General features: G+C 35.3%; 13 protein-coding genes. 3 read left to right on the forward strand and 10 right to left on the reverse strand.

Annotated features, from left to right (window positions below):
- Positions 1 to 157: 157 nt before the first annotated feature.
- Genes AC0L5Q_RS07845 through AC0L5Q_RS07855 form a run of 3 tightly spaced genes read left to right on the forward strand, consistent with a single transcriptional unit; the run spans position 158 to position 3,708 of the window.
- The gene (locus AC0L5Q_RS07845) at positions 158 to 637 is read left to right on the forward strand and encodes a hypothetical protein (protein ID WP_473616910.1); all 480 of its coding nucleotides are present in this window, start codon (positions 158 to 160) and stop codon (positions 635 to 637) included.
- Complete coding sequence (locus AC0L5Q_RS07850) at positions 627 to 2,240, forward strand: GMC oxidoreductase (RefSeq protein WP_473616913.1); 1,614 nt, start codon at positions 627 to 629, stop codon at positions 2,238 to 2,240. The genes AC0L5Q_RS07845 and AC0L5Q_RS07850 overlap by 11 nt, the downstream gene beginning before the upstream one ends.
- The gene (locus AC0L5Q_RS07855; RefSeq protein WP_473616916.1) at positions 2,233 to 3,708 is read left to right on the forward strand and encodes a ferritin-like domain-containing protein; all 1,476 of its coding nucleotides are present in this window, start codon (positions 2,233 to 2,235) and stop codon (positions 3,706 to 3,708) included. The genes AC0L5Q_RS07850 and AC0L5Q_RS07855 overlap by 8 nt, the downstream gene beginning before the upstream one ends.
- Before the next feature lie 302 nt (positions 3,709 to 4,010).
- On the opposite strand, the gene AC0L5Q_RS07860 is transcribed toward AC0L5Q_RS07855, so the two are convergent.
- From AC0L5Q_RS07860 to iscR, 10 genes are all read right to left on the reverse strand, one after another.
- On the reverse strand, positions 4,011 to 4,553 hold the full coding sequence (locus tag AC0L5Q_RS07860; RefSeq protein ID WP_473616920.1) for a hypothetical protein: 543 nt from the start codon (positions 4,551 to 4,553) through the stop codon (positions 4,011 to 4,013).
- Positions 4,553 to 7,045, reverse strand: coding sequence for a LamG domain-containing protein (locus AC0L5Q_RS07865; RefSeq protein ID WP_473616923.1), 2,493 nt, complete (start codon positions 7,043 to 7,045; stop codon positions 4,553 to 4,555). The genes AC0L5Q_RS07860 and AC0L5Q_RS07865 overlap by 1 nt, the downstream gene beginning before the upstream one ends.
- 720 nt (positions 7,046 to 7,765) lie before the next feature.
- Positions 7,766 to 9,088 (reverse strand): hypothetical protein, encoded by a 1,323-nt coding sequence (locus tag AC0L5Q_RS07870; protein ID WP_473616926.1) that lies wholly within the window; start codon positions 9,086 to 9,088, stop codon positions 7,766 to 7,768.
- A 237-nt stretch (positions 9,089 to 9,325) separates the two neighbouring features.
- Positions 9,326 to 9,664 (reverse strand): ISC system 2Fe-2S type ferredoxin, encoded by a 339-nt coding sequence (fdx, locus tag AC0L5Q_RS07875; RefSeq protein WP_473616928.1) that lies wholly within the window; start codon positions 9,662 to 9,664, stop codon positions 9,326 to 9,328.
- A 4-nt stretch (positions 9,665 to 9,668) separates the two neighbouring features.
- Positions 9,669 to 11,543 carry a Fe-S protein assembly chaperone HscA gene (gene hscA, locus AC0L5Q_RS07880; protein WP_473616931.1) on the reverse strand — a complete coding sequence of 625 codons (1,875 nt, stop codon included), beginning with the start codon at positions 11,541 to 11,543 and terminating at the stop codon, positions 9,669 to 9,671.
- 14 nt (positions 11,544 to 11,557) lie between these two features.
- Positions 11,558 to 12,085 carry a co-chaperone HscB gene (gene hscB / locus AC0L5Q_RS07885; protein ID WP_473616935.1) on the reverse strand — a complete coding sequence of 176 codons (528 nt, stop codon included), beginning with the start codon at positions 12,083 to 12,085 and terminating at the stop codon, positions 11,558 to 11,560.
- A 26-nt stretch (positions 12,086 to 12,111) separates the two neighbouring features.
- Entirely contained in the window at positions 12,112 to 12,435 is a 324-nt protein-coding gene (gene iscA, locus AC0L5Q_RS07890) for an iron-sulfur cluster assembly protein IscA (RefSeq protein WP_076419319.1), read from the reverse strand.
- A gap of 17 nt (positions 12,436 to 12,452) precedes the next feature.
- Complete coding sequence (iscU, locus tag AC0L5Q_RS07895; RefSeq protein WP_473616940.1) at positions 12,453 to 12,833, reverse strand: Fe-S cluster assembly scaffold IscU; 381 nt, start codon at positions 12,831 to 12,833, stop codon at positions 12,453 to 12,455.
- Positions 12,834 to 12,933: 100 nt separating this feature from the next.
- Positions 12,934 to 14,148 carry an IscS subfamily cysteine desulfurase gene (locus AC0L5Q_RS07900; RefSeq protein ID WP_077340741.1) on the reverse strand — a complete coding sequence of 405 codons (1,215 nt, stop codon included), beginning with the start codon at positions 14,146 to 14,148 and terminating at the stop codon, positions 12,934 to 12,936.
- Positions 14,149 to 14,184: 36 nt separating this feature from the next.
- Positions 14,185 to 14,697 (reverse strand): Fe-S cluster assembly transcriptional regulator IscR, encoded by a 513-nt coding sequence (iscR, locus tag AC0L5Q_RS07905; RefSeq protein ID WP_076419316.1) that lies wholly within the window; start codon positions 14,695 to 14,697, stop codon positions 14,185 to 14,187.
- Between the last annotated feature and the right edge of the window lie 20 nt (positions 14,698 to 14,717).

Here is a 14,717-nt window from a genome sequence, read left to right on the forward strand (position 1 = left end):
TTATATAAAATGGATTTTTAAATAGTGCTCTTTTTAAATCCCTCTTATATTCCCCATAATTCTACAATATAAAACTTTTGTTTATATTTCTTATACTACCTTTTAAGTCATTGATAACTTAATGTAAGTTTATCAAAAACATGGAATGGAATATAAAATGAATAAACAACCTGTCATTCACCCTATTAGTAAAAACTTTGAAAAACTAAACCAAGATATCTTTGAAACCATGTTCAAGTTATTTGAGCATATAGGTGTCTATTGGAAAAACATGGATAACTCGACCCCCTATCGATCAGAGCTCTATGTTTTTATGCAAAACCGAATAAATTTATACCCCATTTATCAAGAATATTATAAAACAGCTTACACCACGATTAATCAAATGATTTTAGAAGTAGGAGCTGAAAATTGTTACGAAATAATATTTACGGATCCTTACGCTAACCTCCCTCCTGTAGATTCAAATTTATCTATTGTTAGACAAAAAGTATCAAACGAATTTATTGATTTTCAACTCTCTATTGGTGGATTTAAATCCTTTGGCGCTAAAAATTATCCTGGATATATTGGCGGAGCTTTTATCCCTGGAGAAGCAGTACCTTACCGAACTATGGAGAATAACAATGAAATATGATCTAGTTATAATAGGCTCTGGGATCGCTGCTACAGCTCTTTCCCATAAGGTATTAGAAAAAAATAAAAATGCATCTATTTTAATGTTAGAAGCTGGACAAAAAGTAAAAATGCAAGATGCAGCCCTTTGGCAAGATTACATTGTAAGCGGCAAACTACCCTACTCTAAATTTAATGATCAAGCATACCCAGAAAGAGATATACCAGGACAAAATCAAAATATTGGAGCAACCGTAGTTCCATTAGCGGGGTCAAGAGTAATGACATATGGAGGATCAACAATACATTGGGGTGGTTGGTCTTTCCGTTTAAAGCCTGAAGATTTTTTAATGAAAACCAATACCAACACAAGTATTGATTGGCCCATTGATTACGAGACTCTAGAGCCTTATTACGGACAGGCTGAACACTATATTGGCGTTTCTGGAGATTCAAAGAACTTAAATCCACCACGCTCCACACCTTATCCATTTCCTGCGTTTCCATTCACATTTGAAGACAGCAGCATAGCTTCAGCAATAAAATCTCTTAATATGGACTTTTCAAATGTACCTATTGCAAGACACGGTATATTAAGTAGCTCAACGTTCAACGCACCTTGTAAAACAACCGGTACATGTAAATATTGTCCTTTTGGTGCTAGGTACGCTGCCACGAATTTTTTAAATCATATGAGTGATGAAAAAGATTACCCTAATTTAGAAATTCGAATTAACAGCATAGTTAATACCATTGATATGGATACTAAACAAAGAGCAAAAGGAGTGACTTATTTTGATAAAACAACTAAAAAAACTATGAGTGTATCCGCTAAAATAGTAATTGTGGCTGGTGGAGCTATCGAATCTCCTAAATTATTACAACGTTCAACATCTGACTTTTGGATAAATGGAATAGGTAATGATGAAGGAAATGTTGGTCGCTACTTTGTTACTCACCCTTACTTTATTTTTAGCGCCAATATCGCAGAAAATAAATCCCTTAAACAACCAGAAATGAACTTCCCTACACTTTGTAGTCGTCACTACGACAATGAATTTGAACAAAAAAAAGGAAAATTTATATTAATACACCCACCTAGTTCACCTCAAATTGATATTGCCACTTTAATGAAAAACGGTAATACGCGAGAAGAAATTGAAGAAAGTATTAGAGGTTCAAACACGGTTCAAATACACGGAATGGTGGAAATATTTAGCGAATATAAGAACAACATAACTAACTTACCAGGAGCCAAAAACCAAATAGGTCTACCTCAAACCATTGTAGATTATTCTCAATCGCCAGAATTTAACGATCGTATGACTTATATTCAATCCAAAGTTGAAGAGATTTTTAAAAAAATGGATGCAAAAATACAAGGAAAACCAACAATTTCATGGCGAGCGGATCATTCTGCATGTACTTGTAGAATGAGTGAAGACCCCAAAAAAGGTGTTACAGATAAAAACATGAAAATACATGGCGTTGATAATATATATGTTTGCTCAAATGCTGCATTTACCTCTACGGGTGCAATCAACCCCACATTAACATTAACCGCTTTATCTTTAAGGCTTGGCGATCATATAAACACACAACTGGAGGCGTTAGATCATGAATGATTTACAACTTCGCAAACAAGAGTTAATTGATAATTTGCATAAAGCACTGGAATTAGAGTTATCAACTATACCGCCTTATTTAACTGCACTTTTAAGTATTAAGCCAAATACTAATAAAAAGTCTGCCGCACTTATTCATAGTGTAGCCATGGAAGAAATGTTACATATGCTTCTCGTGTGTAACTTAATAGCGAGTATAGGTGGCAAAGTAACCTTTAATAAAAAAAACGTTCCCACTTACCCTCTTACATTAGAATTTAAGGGGGAAAAATTTAAAGACCGTGAATTTGAGATTAACTTAGAAAAATTCAGCGAATCGGCAATTGACACATTTTTAAAAATAGAAATGCCGACTGAATTTATTGGTCGTAAAAAAAGTATGCTGCGTTCATCAGAAATGGAAATTCCGGGTATTACCATTGGTGCATTTTATGAACAGCTAAAGCACCAACTCAATGAAGCGTGTGATGTATTTTCTGAACCAGAAGTCTTTAGCGGAGATCCTGCCAATCAACTCGGTGAGAACTTTTATTGGAAAGGCGATGGCGAGCCAATTAAAGTAGTAGATTTAGCATCAGCCCATAAAGCAATAGACCTAATAATAACCCAAGGTGAAGGTTGCTCAGATTCAATTTTTGATTTAGACACTAAATACTTTAATCAAAGAGCAGATATAGCACATTACTTTAAATTTAATGAAATAAAGCACCATAGATCATATCAAGAAACGGATACACCAACAGAGCCACCTACTGGTGAAGCCTTTGATGTTAATTATCACCAAGCTTATCCATTATTAAAAAACCCAACAACACAAAGTTATGAAAACAGCCCTGTACTATCAAGCTTAAACAAGCAATTTAATAGCAACTATTCAGTTATGCTGTATCAAATTGCTGAAGCGTTTAATGGCTCACCTAATGTGTTGTACACAGCAATAAATAATGGCATGAGAAGCTTAAGCCCTATTGCACTGCAAATGATGGAAATACCCGTTCCTAACCATGAAAACTACCGTGGCACCCCCTCCTTCGAATGGATAGAACCCGAATTTGATAAAAAGAGTCAGGTTCAAGAAATATCACTTATTTCAAAATGGCAATTATTAGATGGCTGCCCTCCTGAGTTATATCAAGAGCTAAACAACCTAGCTAATAAAGTAAAAGAAGAAGCTGGCACATTGATGTACTTAGTACATCTACAATCGGAAAAGCCGCTTAATCAGGAGAGTAAACCTATAATACCCGAGCCTTCAGAAATCCCCTTAACACAACAAACCGAAGTTATATTTATAGAAATATATAAAGATGCTCAAGCTTTTAGTGATCATGTAACAGGTGAAATTTTTAATACATTCAAAGATAAATATTTTAAATATTTCAAGCCTGATCCAATAACAAAAGGCTGGCCATTAACCAAAACAGAATTTTTAACTCGTAGATCTGGTTTTATTAAAAACGGAATTTGAGCATTTCCAAAACACAATTTTAGAAATAGCCTAAAATAATAGAAAAGGGTAATAACATCGCTGTTGTTACCCTTTTTAATATTCTTTACTTTTTGCAATCATTAAAATACTAGCTATTTTCAGACATCGTATTAATGGTATATACACATTAAAACAAATTAAAATTACAACTTATCTTAGGCTATCTAATAATAAATTCAGACTTATAAAAACCTGTGTTGTATTATTAGACGCCTTTATTAAAGAGAGTAAACTAACATTGTTTTTAATCATTAGATTACCCCGTTTAGACGGTATCTAGATTACTTATTTTGACACTTTTGAACTAAATACTTTCTTAACAATATAAAAACACCTAAAGCAAATAATGCGATTGCAGGAGACTCAGGAACCTCCTGTGCGGCAATTGATTCACCTAAAAAGTTTTGCACATCTAAGTAATCTAAGCTGGTATTTATTGGCGAATTAGTATCCATCAACGCAGTAAAACTAGCAGTACCTAATTTGAATGAGGTACTTAACTCGTTTTGCCAGTCATCTAAAAACTCAACTTGTAACGTTAACGGTGAAAACCCAAAATCGTCAAAAGCATCGGTATAGGTACTATTATTGAAAACGTTATTATCAAAAATAAAACCATCAAAAGCTAAATCAGCGTCATTGAATGATAAATCGAATTCCAACCAATATGTTTCTGAATTTATTGAATTAACAAAAACATCCATCGTAACTATATCATCTTTGTTATATGTAACTTCATCAAAATCAACAATGATTAATGATGCCGTACTAGCCCATGAAACAAAGAGTGAAATCACGGCAAGGCTTTTTATTAAATTTAACATTATTGAACTCCACAACGGCTATATGTACATAAGTTAACTAAGTAACGACTGTCTTGACGATTAATCACACCATCATTATTTAAGTCATATACTTGATGTAAATTATGAGTGCCTCGTAATGCAGAGGTAAATGCTCTGACATCCATAGTATCAACATCTTGATCACCGTCTAAGTCACCTAAAACACCTATGTTCTTATCAAACGGTAAGTGATCAATCTCATCATTAACACCATCGTTATCATCATCTGAATCAATAAGGTCACCTAAATCATCATTATCAAAGTCGTTATCAATAGTTAATCTTGCAATGCCTTTATCGTATGTTTTGCCATCAGAAGCCGTGAATTGTGCATATAAGAAATAAAAGTTTCCTTCAGGAAGCTCGCTGTTAGCTTTTGCTCCCGCCAACGGAATAGAGAGTGTTGAAGTCGCGGTTTGTTCTCCAATAACGCTACCGTCAATTACCACTATATCGTTCACCAAACTCCAATCAGAACGAAGTTCGCGTAAAAATACTTTTAAACCGCCAACACCATCTGTAACAAGGTTACCAGTCCCCGCTTCAACATTAACTTTTACCTGCATAGGTTTAGTCGTTAAATGCGTTGTATTACGGTACTTTGCGTCATCATCAAATGAAAGAGATGGTTCTACCGGTGTAGGTTCTGGCTCAACACTTACACAACCTTCACATAACAATTTAAAAGTACGTACGTAGTCATATGATGTAGTACGTTGCTCTTCTGTACCAGCTTTAACCATTCCACCATCTTCTGGCACTTCATTCCAGTCATAGGTTTCTATTGCCATTTGAATCCACATTTCCTGATCAAATGCAATGGGATGCACTATGCTGTAAACAAGCTGACCATCTAAGTAAAAGTCGATTTCATTCTGTGATTTCCAGTGAGCGCCATAGATATAATAACGTTCAGTTGTTTTCTTGCCAGCTGGCACCATTGTAGAATTTTGTCGTCTGTTTTCGTCATTACAACTTGTTTGACGATGAAACATATTTGAATGATAAATATGTTCCCAATCCATTGCCCAACTGTGAGTCAAACCTTCGTTAACTTTACCGATAGTTTCTTGGATATCAATCTCGAACATTGTCTTACAATCACTATTTTTACTCATTAACCAAAACGTTGATGACATTTCTGTTTGGTTAGCTTTCATTTTGGCTTCGTAGTAATAAGATACACCGTCCTTAGGTGCGCTTGTTGGGAAAATAGAACGAATTATTGCGCCTTTATATTTAAAGTAGGCTTGTTTAAAGTTTCCATTTGCATCTTTATAAGGAGTATCTAACCATTGCGGACCACCTTCTAATTCATCAACGGTAATTTTTAAGTTGCCGTCATTAACGCTAACCGTATCTGTAGTAAATAAACCTGGTGCTCTACCTGTCCATAACCAACCGTTTCCTACTGGCTCTACTTGCCATTTATCAGCATTAATATTAGCACCTTCAAATTCGTCAGACATGTTATCGATTTTCAGCCAATTCATACCTGGAAAAGCCGGTGTTTGTACCCCTTGGAAAAACGGAACGTCAGTTATTGCACCAACACTAGCGTTTCTTGGCGCTGAATCTATTTCATCACTCGCACCATCATTATCGTCATCTGTATCAATTGAATCGACAATACTGTCACCATCAAAATCACTATCGATATTAATATTTGCGATACTACTGTTATAAACATTTCCATTTGATGAACCAAATTCAGCAAATAAGAAATAGAAATTTCCGTCAGGAAGTTGATTGCTTGGTACTAAACCATTTAACGGAATCAGAATATTTGAAACGGCTGTTTGCTTACCAATTACACTATCATCGAAAACTACAGTGTCTTTTACTAGCTGCCAATTAGATTTTAATTCGCGTAAATAAACTTTAAGACCACCTTTAGTATTATTTACAATATTGCCAGCACCCGCTTCAACATCAATAGTTACGTTAAGTGAACCTGTATTAGCATAAGTGCTAGTTTTTATATGATCACTTCCTTGAATAGTCAAAGAAGGAGCGACTTGTGCAGCTTCTATGTTTATACCGGCTACATTTACTGTGTAAGCATTTCCATCTGAAGAGAAAAACTTTACAAATAGGAAGTAAAAGTGCCCATCAGGAAGGTTTGCTGTTGCTGTTAATCCTTGTAAAGGGATCTCAACATTTGAAGTGCCACTCGTTTTGCCTATTGCTGATGCATCTGAAACAATTGTGTCTTTCACTACAGACCAATTTGAACGAAGTTCTCTTAAAAAATATTTAACTCCTCCTAATTGGTTCGTAACCGTGTTGTTATCACCAGCATGATAATTCACACTTACAGGTAAAACGCTATTGGTTTGATATACGTTTTGCGTATATTGTGTTGCATTGTCAAAAGTTACCGAAGCTGCAGTTTGAGCATTACTCTCAAACGGGAGCCACGACAAAACGACGGTCAAAAATATTCCGAACATTGTTATTGTTTTATTCATTATATTTACCCTATTAATTGATCACTAAATAAACCTAAATTAAGGTATTTATTAGAAATCAAATATTGATTTTTTAATCTAGTGTTCTTGTTACTTAGTTTGTTATAAAAATTTGTAACATTAGCCACTGCATAGAAACGTAATAAAAATATAATATTTTTCTTTAGTCATAACCATGGAACTCATTAATTGAAAGCTCCAAAATAGACCAAAGATAAAATCCCCGATTTATCAGCGTTACCTTCATAAATTCCTCGACTTTACTTCCCTATAGGAGTTAATAGTTAAGGATAATTACTCTTAAATACTATATTTTTAGGTTTCTTTAAATCAATTCATTTACTTACTTTTAACATGTAAGCCAATGTTTTAACTTACGTTTACTAACAGTAAAGTTTGGTAATGGAAGGTAAGGACTCTTTGGCTTACGTAATTTAACGTTAAACACGTAGAAACAGTTTTAAAATGAATAAATAAGTAACTCTTACTATAAAAAAACACTGAGCAAACATTCATATGTCAGTTTAGCTCGAATTAAAAGAACCCTTTAAGATTAATAGGTTTCAAAGGTTCTGAATATTTTGTTAAATTTGTTGTGTTTTTTAACAGAATTGTTTTTAACAGATGCTAAAAGGCCAGTGATTTCTAAAAAAAACACTGCATAATTAAGTGAAGCCTATCTTATTGAATCTAAGCGACATCACGTTAAGAGATGATCAGCTAATCATTATTATTCCAGATTGCATTTGCATCTACTTTATCAATACTCAAAATTTTGGAATTTAGGTGTGAATGATTAAAACTAGCGACTTCAAAAAGTATTTCGAAATTAGTTAAAGATTTATCTGATACATTTGCTGAATCAACATCTAAATTAAGAGAAGATAAATTTTTTGGATTTGTTATGAATTGGGAAACAGACATAATAGCAGCATCAGTAAATCCAGATATTATGTACAATACATTACCTGTCGCTCCCTGATATTTCGAAAAAAGACCATAATCAGTATAGCCTGAATAAAATGGTGGAATTAATTTATAGTTTTTACCTGTTTTCTTATTTATAAAATTAAACTGTGCGCTTAAATCGTAATTTGACCCCTGATAAAAGCCATATAACTGGTCAAAATCTACAAATTTACCTATATACACAATGTTATAATTATTGATCTCTTCAGCAGATAAATCTGATGACATTTTTACTTTATAAAGCTCCTTGTTTTGAATAATAGGTACTATGTCAGCCAACGCAATTACTGCACCTTTTGGTGCAAATTTTTTATTGGGTAGGTTCTGAAAATTTAATTCAGGTTTTTCCTTAAGAAATGTCATTAACTCAGTTGTACCATTCACAAAATGATTTCTCATTAAGCTTTCTATTTTTTTAGGTGAGTTATCTACAACCTTATAGAAAAATGAATCACCAATAACAATAAGCGTTTTTTTGTTATTTTCGTTTAAGTCTTTCCATATAGGGTGATTTTGTATAACCATTTCAGGATCATTATTTAGATAATCGTTATTAATAATCACGAATATATTCAATAATAGGGATAATGAAAAAATAACACCTAACGTCCAAATTAATGGTGAACTATTTAATTGATACTTTGGCTGAGGAATATTTAATAGAGAGTTTTCGACAACATCTATGTTCGCTAAGTCAGCTGATTGTGATTCAGTTTTAAAAAAGGTTAATTCATACTTCCCATGAGGTATGGTTAGTTGAAAGCGTTCATTTTCACCTTCATTTACATAATATCTTTCTAATTTTTTTCTTAAGTTTGAAATGTAAACTCTGACTGAAGCGTCGTCGGAAGGATTATATTCATCCCCTTTATTAAATACTGCTTTAGCAATCATCACTTCGCTAGGCGGCGAAGACGTTTCTGATTCTGCTGCTATTTGCGCTACCGTATTGTCTACAAGGTAATTAAGTAATGCTATATATTTGTCTGAACGACCGAAAGACTGGCTATCCTTTATCCGTTCTAGCTGAACAAGTAACTCTTCCTTTTGAGGAAAGAACTTTTTTTGCTTCATTAATCACCCCTTATTTTGTATATAAATTAACAATATCATATTCAATAGAAATAAGTCACTGCATGTTTATTTAGCAGAAGGGCGAACTTCAAGTTAAGTTAAAACTGTTCTAAATTTTTAGTGAAAAATACTGGAGAAATATAGGAATTGAAGTTAAAAATCTAAAGTAAAAAAGGATAATAACATCACTATTATTATCCTTTTTTTTATCATTCTTTTTTCACAATCAGTACAATATTAGTGGTTTTCAGACACCATATTTACCGTGTATTTTGGAATTTCAACAACAAGATCAATATCACCAACAATGGCTTGGCAACCTAAACGAGAATCAGGTTCTAAACCCCATGCTCTATCTAGCATGTCTTCTTCAAGCTCGTCGCTTTCTGCAATAGAGTCGAAACCTTCACGAATAATAATATGACATGTTGTACATGCACATACTTTTTCACAAGCGTGTTCAATACCTATGTCGTTTTTTAGCGCAACATTCAGTACACTTTCGCCTGGTTCTGCATCTAATACAGCACCGTCTGGGCAAAGTTCTTCGTTAGGTAAAAATATAATTTTTGGCATGTTACTAAACCTCGTCTACTGAATGGCCTGCTAATGCTGTTTTGATGGATGAATCCATGCGTCTTTCAGCGAAAATAGCAGTACTTTCGTTTAATTTGTCGATAGCCGATTCAATATCATCAGCTACATCTGATTGTATAATTTTATTTAATGCTGTAATAGCTTCGTTAATAACATTCGCTTCATCTTCGCTTAATAAGTTGCCATCTGCAGCTAAGGCCGATTGAACAGACTCTATTACGCGCGCTGCTTCAACTTGTTGCTCTTTTACCATACGTGCTTCTATGTCTTGTTTAGCATTGCTCATAGAAGCTTTTAGCATAGAAGCAATTTGATGCTCTTCTAATCCGAATGAAGGTTTAACTTCGATACGTGATTCTACGCCCGTAGATTTCTCCATAGCTGACACTTCGAGTAAACCGTCGGCATCAACTTTAAAGGTTACACGAATATGCGCCGCGCCAGCAGTCATTGCTGGAATACCACGTAATTCAAAGCGCGCTAATGATCTACAGTCTTCAACTAATTCACGTTCACCTTGTAAAACATGAACAGCCATAGCCGTTTGTCCGTCTTTAAAAGTGGTAAATTCTTGTGCTTTGGCTACAGGAATTGTGGTGTTTCGTGGAATAACTTTTTCAACCAAACCGCCCATGGTTTCTAAACCAAGCGATAGTGGAATTACGTCAAGTAATAACATGTCGCTATCAGGTTTATTACCCGCAAGTATATCCGCTTGAATTGCAGCGCCTACGGCAACAACTTTGTCAGGGTCGATTGAAGTAAGAGGCGTTTTCTTGAAGTATTTTTCTACTTCTTCACGCACTAGCGGTACTCTTGTAGAACCACCAACCATAACCACTTCTAGTACTTCTTCTGTTGTTATATCAGCATCTTTCAATGTACGTTTACAAGCTCGTAGTGTTTTATTTACTAGGCTTGAAATTAAGCTATTAAAAGTTTCTTTGGTTAAAATACCTTGCCATTTTTCACCGTTCTCTAATACTAAGTTGATCTCGGTTGAGTCATTTTGGCTTAATTGTTCTTTAGCATTACAGGCTTGTTGAGAAAGCTGACGCTCTAATTTACGTGATAAAGGTCGTGTAAGCTGTGCTTGTTCAATAAGGTGATCAACAAGTGTTACGTCGAAATCATCGCCACCTAACGCGGCATCGCCACCTGTAGATAAAACTTCAAATACGCCTTTATTTAAACGTAATACTGAAATATCAAAGGTTCCACCGCCTAAGTCGTAAACAGCAATAACGCCTTGTTGCTTACCTTCATGTTTAGTATCTAACCCATAAGCAACAGCCGCCGCAGTTGGTTCGTTTAATAAACGTAATACATTAACATTAGCTAACTTGGCTGCATCTTTAGTGCTTTGGCGTTGTGCATCATCAAAATGAGCAGGTACGGTAATAACGACACCTTTAAGCTCTCCACCTAATGCATTTTCAGCACGGGCAACTAAGGTTTTAAGAATTTCAGCTGACGCTTGAACCGGATTTATCGGCCCGCGACGTGTGTTAATTTCAGGATGGTTTTCGTCACCACAAAAATCGTAAGGTAAAGATGGATATTTAGATTGAATATCACTCAACGAACGACCAATTAAACGTTTTGCAGAAACAATAGTATTTTCAGGATCGTTAACAGAAAACGCTTTTGCTGCGTTCCCTACTAAAATATTGTCGGCTTGGTAGCTAACAATTGACGGTAGAATGTCTATACCCTGTTCGTCTTGTAGAGTTTCAGCTAAGCCACTTTTTACGCTAGCCACAAGTGAGTTTGTTGTACCCAAATCAATACCTGCTGCTAGATTATGTTCATGGGGTACTGTACTTTGTCCAGGTTCTGCAATTTGTAATAAAGCCATAGGGGATCTTTTAATTAATCATCTAATAGAGAGTCTTCGAGACGATCTAACTCTATATGAAGTTTTTGATAAAATTTAAGTTTGCGTAAATTGTCACACGCTAGCGTATTCGATTCTGGTGAGTTTTCATTTAACTGAGCTTGCATCATTTTAAAGAGCTGTTCGTATTCAGTGTCTAATGTTTCAGTTGCACTAAATATTTCAGCTTCTATGTCATCGGATCCTTTGATCTCAGATAACATTTCGCGTAATTCCATTTGATGCATTAAAAAAGCGGTATCACCAAATGATGCTTGTTCATTTGGCATTTCAGTTCCGCGCTGCGTTAATATATAAGTCGCTCGAGTAAGCGGATTTTTTAATGTTTGATATGCATCATTGATCATTGACGACTTTTGAACAGCAAGTAATTGCTCTTGTGAAGATGCACTAGCAAAACGGTCTGGATGAACCGTTTTTTGTAATGATTGATATACTTCAGCTAATTTTGTTGTATCGAGATCAAAGTGGTCTTCTAAACCAAATAATTGAAAGTAATTCACTATAAATCCAGTATTAATACAATAAATTAAACGTTGAAGCTTTCGCCACAACCACACTCACCTTTTGCATTAGGATTGGTGAACTTGAAACCTTCGTTTAGTCCTTCTTTAATGAAATCTAGCTCGATACCACTTAAGTAAACTAAGCTTTTAGCATCAATAATGATATTCACACCATTAATGCTAAAGAGTTCATCGTCTTCGTTAAGGTCGTCTACAAACTCAAGTACATATGCTAAGCCAGAACAACCTGTAGTTTTTATACCTAAACGTAAGCCAAGACCTTTGCCTCGGTTAACCATGAACGATTTTACTCGTTCAGTGGCTGCAGGAGTCATTGTAACACTCATACTAATAACCTCTTTTACTAAACTTTTTTACTGCGGTAATCTGCAATCGCTGCTTTGATAGCGTCTTCAGCTAAAATTGAACAGTGAATTTTTACTGGCGGTAATGCTAATTCTTCAGCAATAGCTGTGTTTTTGATTTCGCCAGCTTCGTCGATAGACTTGCCTTTAACCCATTCAGTTACTAATGAGCTTGAAGCAATAGCAGAACCACAACCGTATGTTTTGAATTTTGCATCTTCAATAATACCGTCTGCAGAAATTTTAAGTTGTAACTTCATTACGTCACCACATGCTGGTGCGCCAACCATACCGGTTGCTACATTTGGATCATTTTTATCCATTGAGCCAACGTTACGTGGGTTTTCATAATGATCGATTACTTTTTCGCTATAAGCCATGATATTTCTCCTAAGTTGTTTAAGTGACTTATTATTCGCCTCTTACAGGCATGAAAATAAATAATAAGTCTGTAAACAATACTTGTTTAATAGGTGCTAACTAGTGAGCAGCCCATTCGATTGAATCTAAATCAATACCATCTTGGAACATTTCCCAAAGTGGTGACATGTCACGTAAGTGACCAATAGATTGTTGAATGATGTTAATTGCGTGGTCAATTTCTTCTTCGGTAGTAAAACGACCAAAGCTGAAACGAATTGAACTATGCGCCATTTCATCATTTAAACCTAAAGCACGTAATACGTACGAAGGCTCTAAACTTGCTGATGTACATGCTGAACCTGAAGATACGGCTAAGTCTTTAAGTGCCATAATTAATGATTCGCCTTCAACAAAGTTGAAGCTTACATTTAAATTACCAGGGTAGCGTTTGTCTGCATCACCATTAATGAAAACTTGTTCCATTGAGCTAATACCAGCCCAAAGACGATCTCTCATTTTCGTTACGTGAATACGGTCTTGCTCTAATTCTTCTTTAGCAATTCTAAATGCTTCGCCCATTCCCACAATTTGATGAGTAGCTAAAGTACCAGAACGCATACCACGTTCATGACCACCGCCGTGTGTTTGAGCTTCTAAACGAACACGTGGTTTACGGCTAACATACAATGCGCCAATACCTTTAGGCCCGTATATTTTATGTGCTGAGAATGACATAAGGTCAACTTTCAGGTTTTCCATATCGATAGCAATTTTACCTGCACTTTGTGCGGCATCAACATGGAAAATAATCTTTTTAGCACGACACATTTCGCCAATTTCAGCGATGTCTTGAATTACACCAATTTCGTTGTTTACATGCATGATGCTTACAACAATAGTGTCTTCACGAATCGCGTCATTTAGCTTATTTAAATCAATTAAACCGTTTGATTCAGGATCTAAATAAGTAACTTCAAAACCTTGGCGTTCTAATTCTCTACATGTATCTAAAACAGCTTTGTGCTCAGTTTTACATGTAATGATGTGCTTACCTTTTTTCGAATAAAAGTTAGCTGCACCTTTAATCGCTAGGTTGTTTGATTCTGTCGCGCCTGATGTAAATACAATTTCACGAGGATCGGCGTTAATTAAATCAGCAATTTGGTTACGAGCAATGTCTACTGCTTCTTCAGCCTGCCAACCAAACTTGTGTGAACGAGACGCAGGGTTACCGTAAAAACCATCAGTAGTCATATACTGCATCATTTTTTCAGCAACACGCTTATCTACAGGTGTTGTTGCTGAATAATCAAAATAAATAGGAAGCTTCATAAGCTAACTCTCTCCAACTTTGTAGATCGGCAAATATTATTGCAAATCAGGTAAAATGCTTTGGGTTGTAATTAAAATATTATTTGAATGAGTGCTTTCACGCTTTTGTTTATGCATGTCGTCTTGGCGTTGTGAAACCATTTTAACGTTTCTTTCCTCAACGAGCTCTGAAAGCGAAATATTCTGTAAAAAATCTTCTATGCGTACGCTTAAATCTTCCCATAATGAATGGGTTAAACATTGGTTACCACCTTGGCAGTTACCTTGTCCGGAACATTTAGTTGCATTAATGCTTTCATCAACCGCAAAAATAACGTCTGCTACAGCAATTTGAGCTGAACATCTACCTAAGCGATAACCACCACCAGGACCTCGCACGCTATTAACCAAACCATGTTTACGTAAACGCGAGAATAGCTGTTCTAAATACGACAATGAAATACCTTGTCGTTCAGATATGTCAGCTAATGATACAGGACCTGAAATGGCATGAATGGCAACATCAAGCATTGCGGTAACCGCATAACGCCCTTTTGAAGTCAGTTTCATTATGTTCTCCTGTATTTTTG

It is taken from the genome of Pseudocolwellia sp. G5-9 (assembly GCF_055808995.1).

What these genes read in the sequence shown, in the direction of transcription:
- AC0L5Q_RS07845 (WP_473616910.1), top strand. Translation starts at nt 158, where the DNA reads ATGAATAAACAACCTGTCATTCACCCTATTAGTAAAAACTTTGAAAAA.
- AC0L5Q_RS07850 (WP_473616913.1), top strand. Translation starts at nt 627, where the DNA reads ATGAAATATGATCTAGTTATAATAGGCTCTGGGATCGCTGCTACAGCT.
- AC0L5Q_RS07855 (WP_473616916.1), top strand. Translation starts at nt 2,233, where the DNA reads ATGAATGATTTACAACTTCGCAAACAAGAGTTAATTGATAATTTGCAT.
- AC0L5Q_RS07860 (WP_473616920.1), bottom strand. Translation starts at nt 4,553, where the DNA reads ATGTTAAATTTAATAAAAAGCCTTGCCGTGATTTCACTCTTTGTTTCA.
- AC0L5Q_RS07865 (WP_473616923.1), bottom strand. Translation starts at nt 7,045, where the DNA reads ATGAATAAAACAATAACAATGTTCGGAATATTTTTGACCGTCGTTTTG.
- AC0L5Q_RS07870 (WP_473616926.1), bottom strand. Translation starts at nt 9,088, where the DNA reads ATGAAGCAAAAAAAGTTCTTTCCTCAAAAGGAAGAGTTACTTGTTCAG.
- fdx (WP_473616928.1), bottom strand. Translation starts at nt 9,664, where the DNA reads ATGCCAAAAATTATATTTTTACCTAACGAAGAACTTTGCCCAGACGGT.
- hscA (WP_473616931.1), bottom strand. Translation starts at nt 11,543, where the DNA reads ATGGCTTTATTACAAATTGCAGAACCTGGACAAAGTACAGTACCCCAT.
- iscA (WP_076419319.1), bottom strand. Translation starts at nt 12,435, where the DNA reads ATGAGTGTTACAATGACTCCTGCAGCCACTGAACGAGTAAAATCGTTC.
- iscU (WP_473616940.1), bottom strand. Translation starts at nt 12,833, where the DNA reads ATGGCTTATAGCGAAAAAGTAATCGATCATTATGAAAACCCACGTAAC.
- AC0L5Q_RS07900 (WP_077340741.1), bottom strand. Translation starts at nt 14,148, where the DNA reads ATGAAGCTTCCTATTTATTTTGATTATTCAGCAACAACACCTGTAGAT.
- iscR (WP_076419316.1), bottom strand. Translation starts at nt 14,697, where the DNA reads ATGAAACTGACTTCAAAAGGGCGTTATGCGGTTACCGCAATGCTTGAT.